Annotated in this window: 12 protein-coding genes and 1 pseudogene; all 13 read left to right on the forward strand. The window is 38.3% G+C overall.

What is annotated here, in order from left to right; genetic code table 11:
• Nucleotides 1-10 precede the first annotated feature (10 nt).
• The 13 genes and pseudogenes from KFO40_RS11260 (at nucleotide 11) to KFO40_RS11320 (ending at nucleotide 24,793) form a co-directional block, all read left to right on the forward strand.
• Nucleotides 11-3,133, forward strand: a complete 3,123-nt coding sequence (locus KFO40_RS11260; protein ID WP_049702262.1) for a SusC/RagA family TonB-linked outer membrane protein — start codon at nucleotides 11-13, stop codon at nucleotides 3,131-3,133.
• A 15-nt stretch (nucleotides 3,134-3,148) separates the two neighbouring features.
• Nucleotides 3,149-5,197 (forward strand): RagB/SusD family nutrient uptake outer membrane protein, encoded by a 2,049-nt coding sequence (locus KFO40_RS11265; protein WP_087319067.1) that lies wholly within the window; start codon nucleotides 3,149-3,151, stop codon nucleotides 5,195-5,197.
• A gap of 16 nt (nucleotides 5,198-5,213) precedes the next feature.
• A complete protein-coding gene (locus tag KFO40_RS11270) occupies nucleotides 5,214-6,212 on the forward strand; it encodes a DUF4973 domain-containing protein (RefSeq protein ID WP_049702263.1) in 999 nt (332 codons plus the stop codon).
• 238 nt (nucleotides 6,213-6,450) lie between these two features.
• Entirely contained in the window at nucleotides 6,451-7,257 is an 807-nt protein-coding gene (locus tag KFO40_RS11275; RefSeq protein WP_049702264.1) for a type IV toxin-antitoxin system AbiEi family antitoxin, read from the forward strand.
• The gene (locus KFO40_RS11280; protein ID WP_004298164.1) at nucleotides 7,254-8,054 is read left to right on the forward strand and encodes a nucleotidyl transferase AbiEii/AbiGii toxin family protein; all 801 of its coding nucleotides are present in this window, start codon (nucleotides 7,254-7,256) and stop codon (nucleotides 8,052-8,054) included. The genes KFO40_RS11275 and KFO40_RS11280 overlap by 4 nt, the downstream gene beginning before the upstream one ends.
• Nucleotides 8,055-8,295: 241 nt before the next feature.
• Nucleotides 8,296-8,907 (forward strand): annotated as a pseudogene (locus KFO40_RS11285) (glutaminase domain-containing protein); the annotation flags it as partial.
• A gap of 235 nt (nucleotides 8,908-9,142) precedes the next feature.
• A complete protein-coding gene (locus KFO40_RS11290; protein WP_211146367.1) occupies nucleotides 9,143-12,295 on the forward strand; it encodes a SusC/RagA family TonB-linked outer membrane protein in 3,153 nt (1,050 codons plus the stop codon).
• 21 nt (nucleotides 12,296-12,316) lie between these two features.
• On the forward strand, nucleotides 12,317-14,197 hold the full coding sequence (locus tag KFO40_RS11295; RefSeq protein WP_211146368.1) for a RagB/SusD family nutrient uptake outer membrane protein: 1,881 nt from the start codon (nucleotides 12,317-12,319) through the stop codon (nucleotides 14,195-14,197).
• 18 nt (nucleotides 14,198-14,215) lie between these two features.
• Complete coding sequence (locus tag KFO40_RS11300; protein WP_211146369.1) at nucleotides 14,216-17,287, forward strand: SusC/RagA family TonB-linked outer membrane protein; 3,072 nt, start codon at nucleotides 14,216-14,218, stop codon at nucleotides 17,285-17,287.
• Nucleotides 17,288-17,306: 19 nt separating this feature from the next.
• Nucleotides 17,307-19,103 (forward strand): RagB/SusD family nutrient uptake outer membrane protein, encoded by a 1,797-nt coding sequence (locus tag KFO40_RS11305; RefSeq protein ID WP_211146370.1) that lies wholly within the window; start codon nucleotides 17,307-17,309, stop codon nucleotides 19,101-19,103.
• Between the two features lie 14 nt (nucleotides 19,104-19,117).
• Entirely contained in the window at nucleotides 19,118-20,056 is a 939-nt protein-coding gene (locus KFO40_RS11310) for a DUF1735 domain-containing protein (protein WP_211146371.1), read from the forward strand.
• Nucleotides 20,057-20,226: 170 nt separating this feature from the next.
• Entirely contained in the window at nucleotides 20,227-23,034 is a 2,808-nt protein-coding gene (locus KFO40_RS11315) for a SusC/RagA family TonB-linked outer membrane protein (protein WP_211146372.1), read from the forward strand.
• Nucleotides 23,035-23,038: 4 nt separating this feature from the next.
• On the forward strand, nucleotides 23,039-24,793 hold the full coding sequence (locus KFO40_RS11320) for a RagB/SusD family nutrient uptake outer membrane protein (protein WP_134985485.1): 1,755 nt from the start codon (nucleotides 23,039-23,041) through the stop codon (nucleotides 24,791-24,793).
• Nucleotides 24,794-24,801 lie beyond the last annotated feature (8 nt).

Genomic DNA, 24,801 nt, shown 5'->3' on the forward strand with positions numbered 1-24,801 from the left:
TATGGAATGCATAAATATTAAGAAATTGATAACTTTCTGTCTATTATTGATTTCTATAAGCGTTTTTGCGCAAAAAAAGATAGAAGTTACAGGAATTGTAACAGATGAGAATAAGGAACCACTGATTGGTGTGAATGTAACAGTAAAAGACCAGGCTGGCTTGGGAGCTATCACAGATATTAACGGACGTTACAAAATAAATGTTGAAGAATATTCAAGGCTGCTCTTTTCATATATTGGATTTGATAAACAGGAAGTGCTGATAAAGCAGCAACGTATAGTGAATATTACAATGAAAGAAGCCAATGCAAGAGAGATTGATGAAGTTGTCATCACCGGAACAGGCGTGCAGAAAAAACTGACGGTGACAGGAGCGGTAACGACTGTAAATGTAGACGACCTGAAATCAAATCCTTCAGCAAACCTCTCAAATGCTTTGGCAGGTAATGTAGCAGGTATTCTCGCCATGCAGACATCAGGGCAGCCGGGAGTGAATACTTCTGAATTCTGGATTCGGGGTATCTCCACTTTCGGAGCAAACAATTCTGCGCTGGTATTAGTTGATGGATTTGAACGTAGCCTGGACGAAATGAATATAGAGGACATTGAGTCTTTCACTGTATTGAAAGATGCTTCTACGACAGCTATATATGGTCCCCGTGGTGCTAACGGGGTAATCTTGATTACCTCCAAACACGGTAAAGCCGGTAAAATCAATATAAACGCAAAAGTTGAAACGTCTTACAACACACGCACCATTACACCCGAATTTGCAGACGGTTACACTTACGCACGCATGATGAATGAATCACGCATTACTCGTAATAAAGAACCTATATACCAAGATGATGAATTGGAGCTTTTACGATTAGGACTTGATCCTGATCTTTATCCGAATGTGGATTGGAAGGATGTGTTGCTGAAAGATGGAGCGATGACTTATCGTGCTAATGTGAACATGAATGGTGGTGGGGCTACTGCACGCTATTTTGTTTCACTTAGTTATATCAGCGAAGGAGGAATGTATAAAACAGACGACGCTATGCGTGAGGATTATAATAGCAACCCAAGTAGTCAACGTTGGAATTATCGATTGAACACGGACATTGATATAACTAAAAGTACTCTCCTGAAAGTTGGAGTTTCCGGTTCTTTAAAGAAACGAAATGCACCGGGACAAGGGGAAAATGTATGGAAATCATTGATGAATCAAAATCCGATTAGTGTTCCATTGATGTATTCTAACGGCTATATACCGGCATTTGGTAAAGAAGATGATCGCTCGAACCCATGGGTGCTTGCTACGCAAACTGGATACAAAGAGTTTTGGAATAATAAAGTACAGACAAACATTTCTTTGGAACAAAAACTGGATTTTATAACAAAAGGGCTACGCTTTGAAGGACGTTTTGGATTTGACATCAATAATGATAATGAAATCAACCACAAGAAAATGCCTGAAACATGGCGTGCACAACGTTTCCGTAATTCGGCGGGCGAAATAGTGTATGATCGACAAAGGGAAGAACAGAAGATGGAACAGACCAGTAAGTCATCAGGTAATCGCAGAGAGTTCCTCGAAGCTTTTTTACAGTATAATCGTGGATTTAAAGAACACCATGTAGGAGCAACTCTCAAATATAGCCAGGATGCTTATAAAACAACTGTTGATGTTGGTACAGATGTAAAAAACAGTATTGCCAAACGTCATATGGGAATAGCCGGACGAGCCAGTTACAACTGGAATTACCGTTATTTCGTCGATTTCAATTTTGGATACAACGGTTCGGAGAACTTTGCTGACGGACATCGGTTCGGTTTTTTTCCTGCATTTTCTGTTGCTTGGAATATAGCTGAAGAAAAATTGATCAAGGATCATCTGAAATGGATGAACATGTTTAAACTACGTTATTCATACGGAAAAGTCGGAAATGATCAGTTGGGAACACGCTTTCCTTATTTATATACCATTTCCGGTAAGTATACAGAAAAAGTGGATGACAAAGATGTAGAAAAGATATTCCCCGGATGGAATTGGGGAGATTACGGATACGATAAAAAGTTTGATGGTATGACATATAGCATGTTGGCTTCCGAAAATGTAACATGGGAAATTGCTACCAAACATGATTTTGGAGTAGATTTATCTCTATTTAATGATAAATTGACAGCTACAGTCGATTATTTCCACGAGCAACGTGATGGCATTTACATGGAGCGAAAATTTCTTCCAGGTATGGTAGGTATCGTAAGAAGTAATCCTAAAGCCAATGTCGGTAGTGTATTATCTGAAGGATTTGACGGTCATTTTGCTTACAAACAAAAGTTAGGTAAAGTAAATCTCACCATTCGAGGTAATATGACTTATAGTAAGAATGAAATTCTGGAGAGAGATGAAACAAATACTGTCTATCCTTATCAATTAGAAAAAGGATATCGTGTCAATCAGGCAAAAGGACTTATTGCGTTAGGTCTGTTCAAAGATTACGATGATATTCGTAATAGTCCTAAACAACAGTTTGGTAAAGTACAGCCAGGTGACATCAAGTATAAGGATGTGAATGGTGACGGGGTCATTAATGATGGAGATAAAGCGGCTATTGGAGCCACTACCAAACCGAACTTGATTTACGGATTTGGTATTTCGGCACAATGGAGAGGACTTGACTTCAATGTTCACTTTCAAGGAGCCGGCAAGTCTTCATTCTTTATTGAGGGCTCTACCGTATATGCTTTCAAAGACAACCAATGGGGAAACGTATTGGAGAATTTGGTGGAAAATCGCTGGGTGGATGCAGAAACTGCTGCCAGGTTTGGTATTCCTGCTAATGAAAATCCAAATGCTTCGTATCCTCGTTTAAGTTTCGGTGGAAATGATAACAATTTCCGGAAGTCTACATTTTGGTTGCGTGATGGTTCTTATTTGCGATTAAAAACTCTGGAAGTTGGCTATACTTTACCTAAAACAGTTGTAAACAAACTGAAATTTAATAAGATACGCGTATTCTTTATCGGAACGAACTTATTGACATTCGCTAAATTCAAAGAATGGGATCCTGAACTCGGTAGTTCTACAGGTACCGAGTATCCACTTTCCAAAGTCTTTTCTCTAGGTTTATCTGTTAATATCTAATTTAATATACGTGAAATGAGAAGAATATATTATATATGCATATATATCCTATTAGGAGTAGGAATTGCATCCTGTGCGGACAACTTGGATTCTGACAAGTATTTCAAAGACCGCATGTTACTTGAAGATGTGTTTACTGATGAAACACGGACAGAAAGGTGGTTAGCACATGCTTTTTCATATCTGTCAGGAGAAAATATGGATGTTTCCAGTAAAGATAATAATCTGTTCTGCTTTGCCGATGATATTTATTTCGGTGACCGTGATGATTATAAAACATTTAAGAACGGTACATATAATGAAGGCTTCCGACATTCTTGGGGAGCAAGCTATAAAGGCATTCGTCAAGCTTCTATTTTTATTCAAAATGTTGACATGAATATGAAGATTACGGAACAGGAAAAAGCAGACTTTAAAGCACAAGCGCGCTTCGTAAGAGCTTATTACTACTGGCTTTTACTTCGTAGGTATGGTCCTATACCTTTGTTGCCGGACGAAGGACTTGATTACACTGATAGTTATGAAGGTTTGGCACGGCAACGCAATACTTATGACGAATGTGCCAACTACATTGCTTCCGAAATGGCTTTAGCTGCAAAAGATTTACCATTGGAGAGAGGAACCAACCACATAGCTCGTCCAACCAGAGGAGCCGCTCTAGCTGCGCGTGCCAAAGTGTTACTGTATGCGGCAAGTCCGATAAACAATCCTCGCCCGGAAGATACAGAAAGATTTACTGACTTGGTGGACCATGATGGTAAATGTCTCATTGCGCAGGAATATGACGAATATAAATGGGCAAAAGCTGCTGCAGCTGCACTTGATGTGATGAAACTCGGGCAATATGAGTTGCATTATTCGTTAGCAAAGACAGAATCAAGTCCAGGCTTTCCTAAAACCGTTACTCCCTATCAAGATAACGATTTCTCGAAACAGGATTGGCCGGATGGGTACAAAAATATAGATCCGTTTGAGTCATACCGTTCGCTCTTTGATGGTGATTTAGCAGCCTCAGATAATAAAGAATTGATTTTTACACGTGGTAAAAATCAGGGTGACCGTGATCTGGCGGATATGGTCAGGCATCAACTCCCATCAATTTATGGTGGTTGGAATACACATGGTATGACACAAAAACAATGTGATGCCTATTATATGGCTAATGGGGATGATTGTCCGGGTAAAGAACGTGAATTAAATATTCCTGGTCGTAGTGACATGCGCGAACGTGCAAATGGATTTGTCAGCAAAACAGAAGCAGGAACTGAAGGATATGAACACTTACGTGCTGGAGTCTCCAAGCAATATGCCGGGCGTGAACCTCGCTTCTACGCTTCCGTCGGATTTAATGGAGCTATATGGCCTATGCTACAAAATTCATCCCTAACCCCTGCCCAGCCGGTAGATGTACAAATATTCTATTATCGTGGTAATGGTAATGGATATACGAATACAAATTTCTGGTTACGTAGTGGAATAGGAATTATGAAATTTGTCAGTCCGGATGATACAGCAGTAGGCAAAATAAACGACCGCATCACTAAAAAACCAGAGCCTGCAATCCGCTACGCAGAAATATTACTGATATATGCGGAAGCTTTGAATGAGCTGGAAGATGGATCCACGTATGACATTTCGTCGTGGGATGGCTCTACTAGTTATTCCATCAAGCGTGACATTAATGAAATGAAGAAGGGGATTCGACCGATTCGCTGCCGTGCCGGTGTGCCTGATTATGATCTTACTACTGTATATGGGAATAAGGATGAATTTCGTAAGAAGTTGAAACGTGAGCGCCAAATTGAATTAATGGGTGAGGGGCATCGATATTTTGATTTACGTAGATGGAAGGATGCTCCGGTGGAAGAGGCAATGAAAGTATATGGATGCAATACGTTAATGACTGATTCGGAAGATCAAAAAGTTCTATTTCATTCTCCTGTGGTTATAAACGATCTGCCTTCAACCTTCTCGCGCAAACTATATTTCTGGCCTATTAGCCATGATGAGTTAAAACGGAATAATTTGTTAACCCAGAATCCTGGATGGACATATAATGATTAATATAAAAAAGTATAATATGAAAACTATATATAATTGTTGGATTGTATTGTCCGTTTTGCTATTAGCTACATCTTGTAATGATGAATGGACAGAAGAACAGTATAAGCAATACATATCTTTTGCAGCTCCCATAAACGATCAGGGTGTCATGAACATCTATGTGCGGTATAAAACAGATGGTAAAGTAACGTATAAGTTACCTCTAACAGTGAGTGGAACCACTATGAATTCTCAAGATCTGGATGTACATGTCGCCATAGATCCAGATACTTTGAATATTATGAATCAGGAACGTTTTAGTACACGAACTGAATTGTTCTATGAGCTATTGGATGAGAAGTTTTACAGTTTTTCTGAATCGGTTCATATCCCTGCCGACTCTTATGCGGAAACTATGAATATTGATTTTACATTAAACGGAATTGACATGGTAGAAAAATGGGTATTACCTCTGACTATAGTTGATGATGCTTCTTATAATTATATGAGTCATCCGCGTAAGAATTATGCAAAAGCACTCTTAAGGGTTATTCCGTTCAATGATTATTCAGGAAGTTATAGTACAACTACTATGGAAGTGTTTTTTCGTAATCCGGATGGAAGCATTGATAAAAAGCCAATGGTTGCCAATTCACGTACTGCATACGTAGTAGACGAAAATACAATTTTCTTTTACGCAGGTTTAGTCGGTGAGAATTTAGACAAAGAGATACGCCGTACCTACAAAATATATATGCAATTTGATCAGGAAACAAAAACATTGAAAGTATGGCCGGAAGATGATAGGATTAATTTCGAATTGTTTGGTACACCTGATTACAGTGTTGCGGTAATTAAAGATGCTACTCGTCCATACTTGGAACATCATTATGTCTCCTTTTCGATTGAGTATAATTATGATGACATTACTTCTGCTCCGGGAGCAATAGTGCCATATAAAGTAAAAGGTACATTAACGCTTGAACGTAACATCAATACCCAAATACCAGATGAAGATCAACAGATTGAGTGGTAATATTAGTCTTTACTAGAAGAGGTTAAAGAAATACGTCTGAAAGGATTTCCCCCCTGTTACAAAACAGTTGTAGCAGGGGGAAACTTCATTTTAAGGCATTTCTCGAATAGTCACTTTTAATGATTAAGACAAAAATAAGCTATTCTTTCGATGATATATTAATGGATAAAATGCCTGTTTTTAATGCAAAAGTAATCTATTTATGATTATCTTTGCATTGAATTTAGCATATCAAGAAATGACAGTAAGAGAATGGATCAGAGAAAAAGAAATCAATGGGACTTCAACTTTTAGTGTTGAAGAGCTTCGTTCTTGTTTCATTGCTTCATCAGAACAAGTAATTAAGAATGAACTTTACCGATTAAAAATGCAGGGCAAAATTTTGTCTGTTTATAAAGGATTTTATGTAATTGTTCCCATACAATATGCTGCCAAACGTATTGTACCGCCAATATATTACATTGAACAGCTAATGAGTTTTCTGAAAAAACCCTATTACATTTGCCTGTTAAATGCTGCTGAATTATTAGGTGCTGCCCATCAACGTCCACAAAAGTTTTCAGTAATGACTATTCTTCCCAAATCGTCTGTTTCAGAAAATAAAAATAGTTTTTTGAGTTGGATATATCGCAAACAGATTCCTGATAGACTTTTACAAGAAAAGAATTCAGAAACAGGAACTATTCTTTTTTCTAATCCAGAGTTAACAGCTATTGACCTTGTACAATATGAGCAATATGTAGGTGGATTATCACGAGTGTCTACTGTATTAGCTGAACTTGTTGAAAAGACAGATTTCTCTAACGCAGTGGAAGATTATTTGTTTGATAATACATCCGTAGCAACTATTCAGAGACTAGGTTATATTTTGGATTGTATTCTCAATGAATCAGAACAGGCAGATACACTATATGAACAGTTACGGATTTATGATAAACGTTTGAATTATATACCTTTGAGTTCACGCCATCCTCGAATTTTGAAGGGTGCGAATAGACGTTGGAAAATAAATATAAATATTGATATAGAAATAGACGAACTATGATAAACAGAGCTGCTATAATGCAATGGAGAACACATGTTCCATGGAATGCAAACGAACAAGTTGAGCAAGATCTTATTATTAGTCGGGCATTAGTTGCCATCTTCAGTGATGATTTTTTAGCTTCCAAACTTGCTTTTAGGGGTGGAACTGCATTACACAAATTATATCTTTCTCCGCAGCCTAGATATAGTGAGGATATTGATCTTGTACAAATCGATGCAGAACCAATTAAATCTACTATGTATAGACTAGGTGAAGTCTTGAATTTCTTGCCAGACCGAGTCACAAAACAGAAAAGATTTAATAACACAATGCTTTTTCGTATGGAATCGGAGATACCACCGACTGTGCAAATTCGATTGAAAGTGGAGATTAACTGTTTTGAACACTTCAACGAATTAGGGCTAGTCAAGATTCCTTTTTCTGTAGACAATAGTTGGTTTACAGGACAATGTGAATTAACGACTTATAGACTGAATGAACTGTTAGGCACTAAGTTACGCGCATTATATCAGCGTAAAAAAGGTCGTGACTTATTTGATTTATACAAAGCTCTCACTTTACATGAAGTAAATCCGGATGAAATTATTCGCTGCTATAAACGATATATGGACTTTGTTGCCGGACAACCACCTACTTACAAACAGTTCATTTTGAACATGGAAGAAAAGATGAACGATATGGATTTCTTAGGGGATATCCAAAATCTAATACGTCCTAATGAGATGTTCAATCCTCAAGAAGGGTATGAGCTTATTAAAGAAGTATTGATTGAGCGTTTGAAAAAAGACTTTTAAATTCATATACTTTATTACATACACTTATCTATTTTTGATTTTGTTTTTTGGGGGAGGGAAAGACAAAATAATTCATAATTCAAGCACATTATTCATTAATATACCTGATAAAAAATAAAAGCTATTTTTTATCAGGCAAAATCTCTGGTTTTTACCTGATACATCTTCTTATAACAATACAAAAACAACACAATAATGAATAATACACTAAATTACAGCAGGTTACATACTTATATCTTAGTTTGGACAGGACCCGGAAAACCAACTTTGCACGGATGATTTTGCTGGTCACTGGGCTCATAATGCCAATCTTTCAGTGAAAGCGATCATGGGCGTAGCTGGATACAGCGAAATGGCTCGTATGCTCGGTTTGAACGATGTGGCAGATAAATATGCTGCTATAGCTAAGAAAATGGCAGTGAAATGGGAAGAAATGGCGAATGAGGGAGATCATTACCGTCTGGCTTTTGACCGTAAAGATACCTGGAGTCAAAAATATAACATGGTTTGGGATAAGTTGTGGAACCTGAATTTATTCCCTAATAATGTTATCAGAAAAGAGATTAACTATTATTTGACAAAACAGAATCCTTATGGGCTCCCTCTAGACTCTCGTAAAGAATACACAAAATCCGACTGGATCATGTGGACGGCAGCTATGTCTTCAGATAAGGAAACCTTCCAGAAATTCTCTGATCCTGTCTATAAATATATCAATGAAACAGTATCTCGTGTACCTATCAGCGACTGGCACCATACAGACAGCGGTAGATGGGTAGGCTTCAGAGCCCGTTCGGTGATCGGAGGATACTGGATGAAAGTATTAATGGATAAAGTTCAGAATAATCAATAAAGTTAGCACGACGTTTACTTCAAATTTATACATATGAGATCTTTAAAGAATATTACTATAAAATCAAATTATCTCATTTTGCCAATAGCATTATTGTTCATCAATAATGCTATGGCAAAAAGTTGTTGAAATGACAAAGGCTTACCAAATATGGGCTAAACGCTGTATAGTAGCACCTTACCCAAAAAAGAAATAAGAATGTTTTTTATACACACAACTTTTTAACGTTATTACTATGAAACATCAAAACTTGGAATTTAAGTGGATGTGTCTACTCTTTCTAGCTCTGCTACTCTCTCCTCCTCTACTTTGGGGGCAGAATCATAGCATTAAAGGACAAATTGTAGATGCAAAAAGTAATGAACCTTTAATAGGAGTAAATATTACTGTTGAAGGCACTTCGAATGGTACCATTTCTGACATAGATGGTCGGTTTACGCTATCTGTAGCTGCTAATGCTGTACTCAAAATCTCTTATATCGGCTATCAAGAAAAGAAAATCAAAGTGGATGATCTGAAAAAAGAGCCTATCATTTCTCTGGAAGAAGACAGCAAACAACTAGAAGAAGTAGTGGTAGTAGGTTATGGTATTCAGAAAAAGGTATCAAGTGTAGGCGCTATTACCCAAACTAAAGGAGAAGAATTGTTGAAAGGAGGTAATATCACTTCTGTATCAGAGGCTTTACAAGGCAAACTAAATGGTTTGGTAGCTATCAATACTTCAGGCAAACCTGGAGCTAGTGATACCAAAATGTACATTCGTGGCAAGGCTTCCTGGCAAAACTCTGACCCTTTGGTATTAGTGGATGGTATAGAAAGGGATATGAACGATGTTGACATGAATGAAATCGAGTCTATATCTATTCTAAAAGATGCCTCTGCTACAGCCGTATATGGGGTTCGAGGTGCAAATGGTGTAATATTGTTAACAACCAAACGCGGACAAGATAAGAAACCAAACATCAATTTTTCTACAAGCTTTGGTATTAAACAGACTACTGCAAATATGGAATGGGCAGATTATGTTACATCCATGAAAATGTATAATGAAGCTGTAGCTAATGACAACAACTGGAATCAACAAATTAAACAATCTGTTATCAATGCTTGGTCAAATGCTTTTGATACAGGCAACTACGGCCCTTATAATGATGTCTTTCCACAAGTAGACTGGTGGGATGAGTTGGTTAAACCAGGTTTTTCCCAACAATATAATGTGAATATCAGCGGAGGAACCAATTTCATGCGTTACTTCGCCTCCATCGGTTATCAAAATGACGGTGATATTTATGATTTACAGAAACAGGAGAATTTTGATCCAAGGAACTACTATCGCCGTTATAACTGGCGTTCAAATTTAGATTTTAATTTAACTAAAACGACTTCCTTATCAGTAAATATTGCAGGGAAAATGGGATACCGCAATGACAACTTTGCTGATGATGTGTACACTAGAATCATTGCGGCACCAACCAATTCCTTCCCGATAAAGTATAGTGATGGCTATTGGGGAGATGGATCTACTGCCGGCTATAATCCTGTTTGTAATATGAATACAAATGGATCACAACTGTATAAAACCTTTCAGGGATGGTATGATGTTCGTTTGGAACAAAAACTGGACTTTCTGACTAAAGGACTAAAAGCTGCCGCTAAAGTTTCATACACCTCTGCTTCCACTACTCGTTCTAGTATAAAGACTGGTGAAATTTGGGGTAACAATGATTTTGAATCCAGAAACAGTATTATTAAATACCATCGCGAATATGATTATTCTAATCCGACAGTCAATGCAGATGGTTCTCTCACTTACCCCATGATTTTGGAAAAACGATGGCCAAATGATGAGGATATTGAACTACCTCCCAACGTTTCTTATGACAATTTGGATGGTTATAATCGTAAGTTATATTACGAATTCTCTGTGGAATATAATCATTCATTCGGGAGTCATAATGTAACAGCGTTAGCTCTGATGAACCGTCAAGTATCTGATTCAAAAGATGATAAAGTTATCAAATTCCCAAGTTATCGTGAAGAATGGGTGGGACGTGTTACTTATAACTGGAAAGAACGTTATTTGGCAGAGATGAATATCTCTTATACAGGTTCGGAAAAATTTGCCCGAGGGCAACGCTTCGGCCTGTTCCCTTCCTATTCTTTGGGATGGCGTGCTTCAGAAGAACCTTTTATAAAGAAACATGTTGGAGATGTGCTGACTAACCTAAAATTTAGATATTCATACGGAAAAGTCGGTAGTGATGCAGCTGCTGCACGTTGGAATTACATCCAATTATTTAATTCTTTAGGAAGTATTGAATTAGGAAATACACAAGGAGTCACACATAGCCCGCTCTATACAGAAGGAGATATTGCTAACTTGACTTCAACATGGGAAAAAGCGACTAAACATAACTTTGGAATAGAAATTGGCTTATGGAATAAGTTAGATTTAACTTTGGATTTATTTAAAGAGAATCGTAAAGATATTCTAATGACTCCACAAACCACATCTTCCATTGTAGGAGCTACTTTTAACGCTATCAACCGAGGAGAAACGAAAAATCATGGTTTAGAATTAGAGTTACGCTGGAATGACAAAATCGGACGTAATTTTAATTACTGGGGAGCTTTAACTTTTGCAGCCAGCGAAAACCGGATTGTCTATAAAGATGATCCTAGAAATGCGGATGAGCACTTGAAAGCTGCAGGTAAACCGATTGATTATCAAAACCGTTTTATTGCGATCGGTAATTATGGTTCGATAGACGATGTGTTCAATTACGCACAAACAGCTATAAATGGTACTACAGCATCGCAAGTAATTCCTGGAGACCTTATCTATATAGACTTCAATGGAGACGGAATAATCAACTCAAACGACAAGGTAGTTGTAGACGAATTGAATTACCCATTGACTACCATCGGATTTTCTTTCGGGTTCAATTGGAAAGGACTTAACTTCAGTGCAATGCTCTATTCGCCACGCAATATATATAAGTTACAGTTCGATCAATATCTGTGGGATTTTCCAGCTTCAAACATACGTGTTCAACCAAAATCCATGGAACGATGGACGCCGGAAACAGCTAATTCATCGGGTGTTATGCGACCTGCTACACACTTGAACAATACATACAACAAAGTGGAAAGTACTTATCGCTATTCCGACTATTCGTATATACGATTAAAGAACATGGAGATAGGATATACATTCCCTAAAAAATGGTTGAGTGAAGCACATATCTCTAATCTTCAGGTTTACATGAACGGGAATAATTTACTAACCTTCTGGAAAGGGGACAAACGCGTGGACCCTGAAACAGGAGGTGTAGGCAGCTATCCGATTGTCCGTACTTACACTTTAGGACTAAGAGTTTCATTTTAATCATATTCAAAAGAAATAAAGATGAGAAAAGTATTATTATATATCTGTTCAGTTTTCATTCTTGGTGGGATGACAAGCTGTGAAGACTTCTTAGATAAAAGGGAAGATGTAGGATTGACAGAAGATGATATCTTTAGGGATTACTATTCCTTACGAGGTTTCTTAGATCAATCTTTCAACCAATTGGAAAATGTTATGGTAATGGATAATTGGGAAAATGGACGCGCATTTGTCGGTCTCTTTGCAGACGAGATGGCAACCACAGATAATTCATCTGCCGTTTTTACTTTACATTCCGGAAACTGGTTAAGTAATGCCAAGTCAAATAAGACTTTCGAAATCGGTAATGCCGGAAGTACAGCTATATCTCGATCATATAAGGCGTTGCGTATCAATAACCGCATTATTAATGATATCGATAAGGCTTCTTTGACACCTGAACAAAAAAATGAGATTCTGGGACAAGCTTATTTCTATCGTTCCTGGTTCTACTTTCAGATAATTAAAAGATATGGGGGAATGCCTATTATTGACAAGGTCTTTGAAGGTGGAGATGATGATATTCCCCGTATGACCTACCATGAATCACACGACTGGATGATGGAAGATATACAAAAAGCAATCTACATGTTACCTGACAGTTGGGATGATCCAAACTATGGAAGACCCACAAAAATTGCAGCAATGGCACTTAAAGAATGGACACAGTTGTTTGATGCAAGTCCATTGATGCAGAATAATTTAAATTCTACAGAAAACAAAGGCTATGACACGGAACGCGCAAAATCCGCAGCAAAATCCGCTTATGAAGTAATACGTTATATGGATGGAAGCAAGTCTGCCCCTTATCCCTATGGTTTGGCTAGTAAAGAAGAATATACGAATGTTTTCTATTTTAAATATCCACCTGTACATCAACCGGAGTACATTTGGGTCAAGCGACAATTTCCTAACGCTGCTAATCAAAACCAAAAACGCACTATCCGCACATTCTGGCAATATGAGGATCTTGCATTCGGTTCGGGACCAGATGGAAATTCCATGTGCTGCCCAAGTTTGAATATCGTCAACATGTTTGACAAGAAGGGAGCAGACGGTATTTATTACCCGATTGATGACCCACGAAGCGGCTATGCACTTGACTATGACCATAAGCCATTTGAGGATCGTGATCCCCGTTTCTATAACAACATCCTTTTACCTGGAACAACTTGGGGACATTACGCTGATGGACGTACCTATTACATTACAACCTACAAAGGAGGAGCAGCCTATCAGCACATGTTAACTCAAAAAGACTGCAACAAACGAATGTTCACAGGATTTATGTGTAAAAAGTTCATGTGGCCGGAATGCAATCAGTATCTTGAAAAGAACAATCCAAACTGTTGGTGGGACTATCGCTTCCTCACCATATATATCCGTGCTTCGCAAATTTATTTAGATTATGCAGAAGCGCTATTCGAGGGTTGCGGAAGTGCTACGGCAACTATTGAGGGATGTCCTATATCAGCTGCAGAAGCTATTAATATTCTTCGCAGACGAATTGGCTTAACAGATCTGCCATCAGATATTGTAGCCGATCCTGATAAATTCCGTGAAGCTTATCGCCGTGAGCGTGCCGTAGAATTAATGTTTGAAAATCATCGTTGGTGGGATATCCGCCGTTGGATGATCTTGGAAGAAACATTCAAGGATACTTATCCTATTAAGGGAGCATTATTCACACCACGAGAATCTAACCATGGAAGTATCACGGACAAGTCTACATTGACTTATGATTATGAACAAATTGATATAACTCCGGAAGTGCGTTCTTTTACAAAGAAGAATTACTGGTATCCTTTGCCTCAACATGACGTAGACGCATTGAATAATTTGCAACAAAACCCATATTGGTAATTAAAATGGCTTAATCAAATGAAAAGATATAATAAATTCATATTTATTCTGTTTGTCACTGCTATATTATCCGGCATAGCCACTTCGCTAGAAGCACAGGATAAACCTAAAAAGAAAAAAACAGCCCTTATTGAAGTGAAAGGGCTGGTGACAGACAACACAGGTAAACCGCTAAGCGGAGTAACAGTATTGAGCGGTGAAGGTTCTATTATAAACTATACAGATGCAAATGGAAAATTTGCACTCAAAACAAAAGCTGATGGAACCTTATTAATTGAAGCGTTCGGTTATAAAGATGTTGTAATAAACCTCGCAAAAGAACAGCCCACTGTCATCAAATTACAAAATGAAGATCTATATGCTTCAGAAAGGGACATACACGAACGTGCAGACGGTGGAAAAACGTATCAGCGGGACCTGGTAGGTACAGTATCCAAGTTATCTATGGAAAATGTATTAAAATACCCTGATTTACAATTATCCAATGCCTTACAAGGACAGGCTGCCGGGCTAATTGCTATTTCCGGTGATGGCGGCTTGGGCTATAACACATCAACATTATATGTACGCGGACAACACAATAATGGAACAAATACAGCCTTGGTTATTATTGACGGAATAGAACGCCCGATAGATGATATTTTACCGGAAGAAATAGAATCCATCGAAGTTTTAAAAGATGCTACAGCCAAAATCCTGTATGGAGCAGCCGCCACAAACGGAGTGGTTTTGGTACGTACTAAAAGAGGAGAAGCCCATAAACGAATTGTTCGTGTCGGGGTAGAATACGGTGTACAACCCTCTACACGTGTACCTAAATATCTGGATTCCTACAACTATTCAAAATTGTTTAATGAAGCTCGTATAAACGATGGAATGAATCCTTATTATACTGACACACAATTAGAAGGATACAGAAATAGTAGTGGAGTCAATGATGTATTGTATCCAAATGTTGATTATTACAATGAATTCTTATTGAACCAAAATATCTACCGAAAAGGTACAATTGAGTTTAATGGAGGTAATGAAGGTGTGAAATACGCATTAGTTGGTGGATATACTGGTGGTTCCGGATTAGAAAAAGTTGGAGAACGTTCGGCTTTACACCGTATGAATGCACGTGGTAATCTGGATATTAAAATCACCGATTTTCTTACAGTAACAGCAGATGTTGCAGCTCGTGTGGAACTGAAAAACTGGGGAGCAAAAGATGGTGCAGGCATATTCAGTACATTATCTTCTAATCGTCCCAATGAGTACCCTTTCATTATTCCTAATGAAACATTATCGGGACAGTTTACCCCCAATGAAGATGGCACGCCATTCTTCGGAGCCAGCACACGGATAGTAGACAATTTATATGCAGATATGGTTTATGGAGGTGACACTTCCGAAAGGTATGTAAATAGCCAAACAAACCTTGGAGCAAATTTTGACTTCAATAAATACGTTAAGGGATTGACATTTAATGCTTATGTAACTTTTGACAATTATAGTTACTTACGTCAAGAATTAAGGAATACTTATCCAACTTATGCCATTGACACTTATAGTGATTTAGACGGTGAAACTATCACCCGATATACACAGATGAAAAAGCTGGATTTGCCCAAAACGCAAAAGATAGCCTCCAATAATACCTACCGCTATTTTGGTATGCGTGCAGATATAGGATATGAACGCACATTAGGAGTGCATGACTTTTCAGCAATTGGCGCATTCCGGTATACAAAGAATGAGATGACAGGAATGACACAAGATTTTAAAGATGCCAACATCTCTCTGCGTTTAAACTATAGTTATGACAAACGCTATCTAGCCGAGCTGACTCTGGCTGGCATGGGATCCAACAAATTTGATAAAAACGATCGTTTTTTCTTTTCTCCGGCTGTAGGAGCTTCATGGATAATTTCTAACGAAAGTTTCATGAAAGAAGCAAAAGCTGTTAACTTCCTGAAGCTAAAAGCAAGTTTCGGTGTATTAGGCTATACAGGTAATACTGGATTCTTCTTGTATCAAACTGGTTGGAATAATAATGGCAACTATAATTTCTTCCAGGATCAAACAGATCATAAAGTTAGTTTAGCTCGCTGGGGAAATCCTGATTTAACATGGGAATACTCTCAAGAGTTTAATATCGGTATCGAAGGATTATTCTTTAATAATCGCCTAAGCACAGAACTCAATTATTTCCATGAATGTAGAAAAGATATCATCGGAGTGAATAACGCCCAATATGCCGCTACAGCAGGGAATTATACCATGTATGAAAATATCGGCCAAGTGACTAATCAAGGTATAGATATTGCAATCAACTGGAAAGGGAATATCGGACGGGACTTTTTATACACAGTCGGAGCCAATATGACTTATTCAAAAAATAAATTAGATAAATGGAATGAAATAGAAGGAGTGGAAAGCTATCGTAAAGCCATTGGACGGCCTACTAGTACTATTTTTGGCTTACAAGCACTAGGATTATTTGGAAAAGACATTCCATTAGAAGATCACTCATTACAATCATACGGTATATATCAAAACGGCGATATTGCATACGCTGACTTAAACAACAATGGGATTGTAGATGATAATGACCGTATGAGCCTAGGGCAAAGTTTTCCTGTAACCACTTGGGGAATCAATGTAGACCTCAAATACAAAGGGTTTGGACTTTATATGTTAGGAACTCTTCATACAGGTATTACTCAATTATGTACAAACGCTTATTATTGGAATAATGGTCTGAATGGATACTCTGAATTAGCATTAAATCGCTACCATGAGGTTAATAATCCTTCAGGTACAATGCCCCGATTAACAACAACGACAGAAAGCAATAACTTTCGTGATTCCAGTTTCTGGACAGAGAATGGCTCATTTTTCCGTTTGAAAAATATAGAACTTAGTTATACATTTGAAAATAAGGCAGGTAGATTCTTTGCAAACAAATGTAAACTATTCGTACGTGGTACAAATTTGCTTACCTTCTCTAAAATAAAGGATCTGGACCCGGAAAGATTAAATGCCGGAATCACAAATTATCCGGCCTATATGACTGTAACCGGCGGTTTATCCGTCTCTTTCTAAACTTAAAAAATATGCAAATATGAAAATAAGCAAATTAATACTGTTAGCCTGTGTTTGGGGAAGTATTGTTTCTTGTGAAGATCTGCTTGACCCTAAATTGACAAATGAATGGTCCAGTGAGACCGTATGGACTAATCCCGATATGGCACAAGCCGTTTTGACGCAAGTATATGCAGATTTAATGGTTGTTCCGGATCATTATGATGATAATTTCTTAGATGCTGCAACAGACAATGCACTAACCCGAAATTATGGTTCGAGTGTATACCGGGCTAGCATGGGAGCATTCAGCCGATCAACAAATCCACTTGGAAATTGGGACAATATGTATGATAAGATACAAAGCATCAATCTATTCATGGAAAAAGGAGTTACAGATGATGTAATATACAATCGTGTAAGTAAAGAAACTGATCAGGCAATAAAGACTCGTTTACTTGGCGAAGCCTATTTTTTAAGAGCATGGTGCAGCTTCAAATTGTTACAAACTTATGGAGGACGAACAGACGAAGGAGAAGCATTGGGATATACGATCACCAACCATTTCATTGGTGATAAGGAATCTGCGAAGCCGAGCCTGTTTAAACGTGACTCGTATAAAGATTGCGTCAGCCAGATTGTTTCCGACTGTGAAGAAGCTGCAAGACGTTTGCCTGTAACTTACACAGGAGATGATGTAGTTGTCGGAAAATCTAAAATTGGTAGAGCTTGCGGATTAGCGGCAAATGCTCTTAAAGCAAGAACTTTGCTCTATGCAGCAAGTCCGGCTTATCAAGACAAGGATGTAATTCAAATAAATGGCATGGGTAATTTTACTGTATTGAATGAAGCTACTTATCAAGCTGGTTGGGAACGTACTGCTCTTTTTGCCAATGAAGTGCTCAAAAACGCAGGGATAAACTATACCTTTACAGCGATGGCTGCTAAAGATTTGGCTGACGCTGGCAGTGATACCCCGGCCGATTTTATTTTCCGCACCTACATGGGACTTGTACATGGTATGGAAAGCCGACACTATCCTCCTTTTTATTTGGGAAATGCACAAACAATTCCTTCCCATAATTTAGCTGCCGCCTTTCCTGCCAAAAATGGTTATCCAATAACAGATTCACGTTCATTATATGACGAGCAAGATCCGTATCTGATAGCTAGAGATAACCGATTCAATATGAATCTATATTATCAAGGAAAAAAGTTTGGAGCTTATAACTCAAACATTGATGTATCTGAAGGTGGAAAAGATTCAGAGAGTTTTCACATTTATGCCAGTCGTTCGGGATATTATTTATCTAAGTTCTTGTCTACTACACAAAAAAATATGCTGGACCCAATTCAAACATTGAATTCTCGGCACTTTAACCCATTATTACGTAAAACAGAAGTTTGGCTGAATTATGCAGAAGCCGCTAATGAAGCATGGGGACCTGAAGGTAAAGGTGACGACTGTAAATATAGTGCTTATGATGTCTTAAAAATCATACGTGAGAAATCAGGTGGTATCACAGATGCTACCTATTTGTCAGAAGTAGCTTCTGAAGGTAAAGACGCATTCCGGAAATTAATCCAAAATGAACGTCGCATAGAATTTGCTTTCGAAGATCACCGTTTTTGGGATTTACGCCGCTGTTTACTTCCCCTAGATACCACTATTGAAGGAATACAAGTGACAAAAACAGATAACGGTCTTTCTTATGAAATAAAAGAAATAGAACAACGTCCGTTGGATGCACTTCGCTATTACTATTTGCCGTTACCTAACGACGAATTATTAAAGAACCCAAACCTCAAAAATAATATGGGGTGGAATAATAACTAATATTATATACGATTATGAAAATTGCAAAAATAATATTGCTCGCTTTGACGACTTGTTTAGCGTCTTGCTATGAAGATTATACGCATGATTATGAAACAACAAATGTTGGTTTTGCTTTACAGAACCCATTGCGTACAGTAATATCAGACCGTGATATGCCTATATATGTAGGAGTATCATTAGGAGGTAAACGAGAAGTTGACATGAATGATTGGGCTAAATTTACCTTGGATGCTTCTTTATTAGAGGGTACTCCTCTTACACTTCTCCCCGAAGAATATTACATATTGGAAGATCCGGAGATATTTAAAGTGCGGAAATCTAATTTACCTGTAGCAGATGTTGAAATCAAGTTTACAGATGCTTTTTATACAGATCCATTAAGTCTGACTACACATTATGCCCTCCCTTTCAAAGTTACAGAAAGTTCCATGAACACTATTCGCGAGGGAGCGGATTATTCTATTGTAGCAATCAAGTATGTCAGTTCCTTTTCCGGAGTTTACTACCTTCAAGGTGAAGTAAGTGAAGTAGATGATAATGGAAATATAATAGAAGGTACCACTGTGGTGTATAAAGAAAAAGACTTGATAAATAATAATACATTGGAACTAAGTACTCTCGCGAAAAATAAATTGTTAAGACCCGGAGTAGCAAACTTAACAAAAAGCAACATCAATCGTTTCCAGTTGACAATCGACAACAACGACGAATCAGGTTCAGACTACAATGTTCAAATAGAAGGTATAGAAGGAGGAGTTACGATCGTTGAAGGAAATGGTAGCTATATTGCCCAAAGTCCGACTTACACCTTCAACAGTGGAGACAAACCTTGTCCGGAAATCAACCTGAATTACACCTATGAATTAGCAAACAAACGCTATAAAGTGAAAGAACAATTAGTGTTACGTCGCGATCCTGTGAATGATTTACGAGTAGAATCATGGAAGTAATCTAAAAATTTGAGACATGGGGAACTATATTGGTTTCTCATGTCTCAAAATGATAACAATAAAATGGCTTCTCATACACCCATCAGCGATCGTCACCACACTGAAGGTGATAAATGAGGTGGCCTCATCATCAATCAATCTACTATGGTGTTAACTCAAAATTTATACGTATGAAGTTTTTAAGAAAAATTTTGTTGGTTGGACTACTCCCTAGTTTTCTTATAAGCCAGGCACAAAATGTCCAAAACAAAGAAGATGTACCCTTGGATTTAGGATATCGTGTACTCCCTATGGGAGATTATAACGGTTCAGCCTACACAATCTCGGGTAAACAGTTACGCAATCTACCTGTTACAAATCTTTCGGCAGTATTAGCCGGACTGGTACCTGGTTATTTTGCCCGACAAGTGCAAGGTGGTGGATTAGTGAATGAACAGAATTCATTCTGGATAAGAGGACAAAGAAGTAATTCGCCCGATGTATTAGTACTGGTTGATGGACAGGAACGGGATTTTGCTGTTTTGTCATCACACGAAGTAGAATCAATTACCGTATTGAAAGATGCTGCAGCAACAGCCTTATATGGAATGCGTGCAGGCAGTGGAGCTATTCTGGTTACAACTCGTAAGGGAGCAAAGGGGAAACCGCAGGTTGAATTGACAGCTCAAATTATAGCTCAACAACCACTTAAAGAATTAAAGTCATTAAACGCAGCCGATTATGCAAGACAGCACAACATAGCCCGCCATAATGACAATCTGGATCCCTTGTATTCGAACTATGATATAATGAATTATGCTAAGAATGATCCTAATTCCATTTTATATCCCAATGTAGATTGGGCTGATAAATATTTGAAGGATATCCGATGGAGTCAACGCTATAATCTTAATATTCAAGGAGGAACAGAAAAAAGTACATATTTCGTGAATGCAATGTATACTCGTAACAATGGCTACTTCAATACAGATGATTCACATGATTATAATACCAATCACTCTGCTGAACGGTTTAATATCCGTTCCAATATCGATTTTGCCGTAACTCGCACTACCCAACTGGATGTAAATCTGTATGGCTGGTATCAAAGTCAAAATGGCCCTGGCAGCGGAGCCGAAAATATCTATAAAAATCTAGTCACATTACCGCAAGGAATCTTCCCAGAATGGTACAATGACCAAGGATATACAGATCAATACGGCAATGTTATCAATGCAGAAGATGGGAAAATTGTAGCAGGAAATGCATTCCGTGAAAATCCATGGGCAATGCTAAATCGCTCCGGCTACTTCCAAGACAAACAATTGTATGGTTCTTTCCGCACAAAACTCTCACAGGATCTTTCCTTCATAACAGAGGGATTAAAAGCTTCTGTTGCTCTATCCATGGATTCACGCACAATTTCTTCTATCAGACGTACGATAACTTTCGCATATTACGAAAAGGATGCGACGAATGAGAATGTTCTCCGCCGGACCCGCGAGGATGATTCGATGATAAACAAGGTAGATAATACCAGTTCTTTCCGCCGGACCGGTATCGTGGCTCAATTAGATTATAACCGTACCTTTGGAAAACATGGAGTTTCGGCTTTAGCTTTCTATGAACAATATGAAAGCAATGATGAAATGGTATTGCCAACCCGATTCCAAAGCGTAAATGGTTGGTTCGGCTATAATTATGATAAAAGATATGGCATCGATGTTATCGGAGCTTATCAGGGATCTCATAAATTTGGTCCGGGACACAAATTCGGTTTCTTCCCTACAATATCTGCCGGATGGACTGTTTCTAACGAATCTTTCTGGAAAGATACAAAAAAAATAGTGCCCTACCTGAAGCTAAAAGCATCTTATGGACAAGTCGGCAACTCATCCGGCGTAGACGCCTTTTATTACAGGGGACGTATGTGGCCGCAAAACGAAGTCTATATCACAGGGGTAAACATGGGAACAAAGCTTGGAGGATACATTCAGGATATACTTCCAAATCCCGGATTGACTTGGGAGAAAGCTAGAATTCTGAATATCGGAATAGATACCCGACTATTTTCAGACCGGTTATCTGTTACAGCAGAATTTTTTAAAGACAACCGTCATGATATGTATGTAGTAAATAACAAAATCAGTTCTCTTGTCGGCAATGTAAAGGAATTTAAGCAGAATATAGGCAAAATCAATAGCCATGGAGTAGACTTATCTGCCATGTTGAATTCAAATATTGCAGACTGGAGCTATTTCATAGGTGGTACATTCTCTTATTCTACGAATGAACTGATTGCAAACGGTGAAGTAGATCAGCCATACGAATGGTTGAAGAATCAGGGACGGCCTTTAGGAGAAAATCGAGGATACATTGCAAAAGGCTTTTTCAATTCTTGGGAAGAAATAGCAGCCTCTCCTGTACAAACATTCTCTGATGTCCAACCAGGTGATGTACGTTATGAAGATATAAACAAAGACGGACAGATTGATGTAAACGATATGGTACCTATCGGTTACGGAGACATTCCCAGAATCATGTATGGTATTAACTTAGGAGTCGGCTACAAAGGATTTTCGATCACCGCATTATTTCAGGGAGCCGCAAAAGTCTCTCATCAATATTCGGACATTGTGATGAATCCTTTCACAGATAACGGAACCATATTTGAACATCAACTTGATTACTGGACACCAGAACACCAGCATGCAACATTCCCACGTTTAACAACACTGGACAATGCCAGTCTTAATAACAGGCAGATAAGTACATTAAATGTAAAGGATGCTGATTTCTTAAGATTAAAAACACTGGAAGTTGCCTATGACTTTCCTACAAAAATGATACAGAAAATCCATCTTAAGGGATTGAGACTTTTCCTTAGCGGAACGAATCTGATTACCTGGACAAAATATAAATGGGTTGATCCTGAAGCTCCTTCACTGGCAGCTCCTTTGACGAGAAACATGAGTATAGGTTGTTCCTTAAAATTCTGATAGCATGAAAAAATCGATAATTTATTTGGCAATAAGCGCAACACTAACATTTTCCGGTTGTGATTATCTGGATGACATGCCCTATGACTGGGCCCAGCCTGATGATATTTTTACGAATGAACAGAACTATCTGAAACCGATTAATCAGGTGTATGCATATATTCCCGAAGGCTTCAACCACGTAGGAAATGCCTTTTTAGATGCAGCCACCAATGATGGAATAAGTACAATCATTGATTCGGATATTCATAAGTTGTCTCGTGGGTATGTCACTTCTTCAAATCCGATTGAAGAATGTTGGAATAAGTCATACAAGGGAATTCAACAGGCCATTTTTGCCCGCAAATATTTGCGTGAGGCTGACTTGGTGTTACAAAATAAGACAGAAGAAGACATCCAGACATTTAAAGATACCTATTGTGCGGAAACTGAATGTTTACAAGCCTTATTTGAGTTTAACCTGTTAAGACACTACGGAGGCTTTCCTATTGTCGATCGTATTTACGAAGTCGACGATCCTGAACTGCAGACAAAGGCAAGAGACTCTTTCAAAGACTGCGTCAATCACATCGTACAGTTATGTGAGAGTGCTGCCGCTGTATTGAAAGTTGATCCGGAAGGTGGGAATGGTTCTTATGGCCGTATGACTAAAGGAATGGCACTTGCTATTAAAGCCAAGACATTACTCTATGCCGCAAGCCCACTCTACAACAGAACGGATAATAACGATCCACTACTAGGCTATACTGACGGCTCGGATGTGACGGAACGTTGGAAACTTGCAGCCAAAGCTTGTGCAGATGTAATCAATCTAAATGCAGACGGAACAATATCTCCGAATGGAAATAAAAAATATAATCTGATAGCTCTTACTGCTGCTAAAACGTACGACAAGATCTTTATCAATGCCAATCCTAATCCGGAATATATCCTATTCTATACAGCTGCTAAGGACAATGGTCTGGAAAACAGACATTATCCCCCTACAATCTCAAAAGATCAGGGAGGAGGTACAGTACCTTCACAGCAATTGATCGATGCATTTACCATGAAAGATGGAAGCGATTATACCCATTCTTCTGACGGTGCAAGCATGTATACTAACAGAGACCCGCGTTTGACAGCAATTATCGGATATGACGGTTCGGTTTATGGAAAGAATACCATTTATACGCGAATTAGTGATAACACAACCATAGACGGACTCAACCAAGTGAAGAACCGTTCGACCAATACGGGATATTACTTAGCTAAATTCCTGGACAAAACACTGAACTTCGGACAGGCCAATGTGGGTACCGTTTTCCACTTATTCCCGATGATTCGCTTATCTGATATCCTACTTTCCTACGCAGAAGCCATGCACCACGCTTACGGCATGAATGCGGATCCAGAAGGCTATGGTTTGACAGCAATAGAAGCCGTACAAAAAATACGTACCAGAGCAGGATTCGGAACAAATGATAAATTTCTTAATGGGGTGACCGATAACAACTTTATGGAAAAAGTGAAGCAAGAACGCCGTATCGAACTCTGTTTTGAAGAACATCGTTACTTCGATTTGCGACGTTGGATGGATGGCAATCAACTTAGAGAACCTATTATCGGAATGAAAGTAGAAGAAAATGCTTCCGGGCTTCATTATACACGCATTACAGTAGATGAAGCACGCAATTTTAAAGATTACATGTATTATCATCCTATTCCTCTGAAAGTAATCAAGGAAAGCCCTTCCATCCAACAGAATCCAGGTTGGTAACGGGCATC

Origin of the sequence: Bacteroides sp. 1001302B_160321_D4, from assembly GCF_015667765.1 — a bacterium.
Taxonomy (GTDB): Bacteria; Bacteroidota; Bacteroidia; order Bacteroidales; family Bacteroidaceae; genus Bacteroides; species Bacteroides xylanisolvens.

Coding starts and splice junctions, on each gene's coding strand:
- KFO40_RS11265 (WP_087319067.1), top strand. CDS start 3,149: ATGAGAAGAATATATTATATATGCATATATATCCTATTAGGAGTAGGA.
- KFO40_RS11270 (WP_049702263.1), top strand. CDS start 5,214: ATGAAAACTATATATAATTGTTGGATTGTATTGTCCGTTTTGCTATTA.
- KFO40_RS11275 (WP_049702264.1), top strand. CDS start 6,451: ATGACAGTAAGAGAATGGATCAGAGAAAAAGAAATCAATGGGACTTCA.
- KFO40_RS11280 (WP_004298164.1), top strand. CDS start 7,254: ATGATAAACAGAGCTGCTATAATGCAATGGAGAACACATGTTCCATGG.
- KFO40_RS11290 (WP_211146367.1), top strand. CDS start 9,143: ATGAAACATCAAAACTTGGAATTTAAGTGGATGTGTCTACTCTTTCTA.
- KFO40_RS11295 (WP_211146368.1), top strand. CDS start 12,317: ATGAGAAAAGTATTATTATATATCTGTTCAGTTTTCATTCTTGGTGGG.
- KFO40_RS11300 (WP_211146369.1), top strand. CDS start 14,216: ATGAAAAGATATAATAAATTCATATTTATTCTGTTTGTCACTGCTATA.
- KFO40_RS11305 (WP_211146370.1), top strand. CDS start 17,307: ATGAAAATAAGCAAATTAATACTGTTAGCCTGTGTTTGGGGAAGTATT.
- KFO40_RS11310 (WP_211146371.1), top strand. CDS start 19,118: ATGAAAATTGCAAAAATAATATTGCTCGCTTTGACGACTTGTTTAGCG.
- KFO40_RS11315 (WP_211146372.1), top strand. CDS start 20,227: ATGAAGTTTTTAAGAAAAATTTTGTTGGTTGGACTACTCCCTAGTTTT.
- KFO40_RS11320 (WP_134985485.1), top strand. CDS start 23,039: ATGAAAAAATCGATAATTTATTTGGCAATAAGCGCAACACTAACATTT.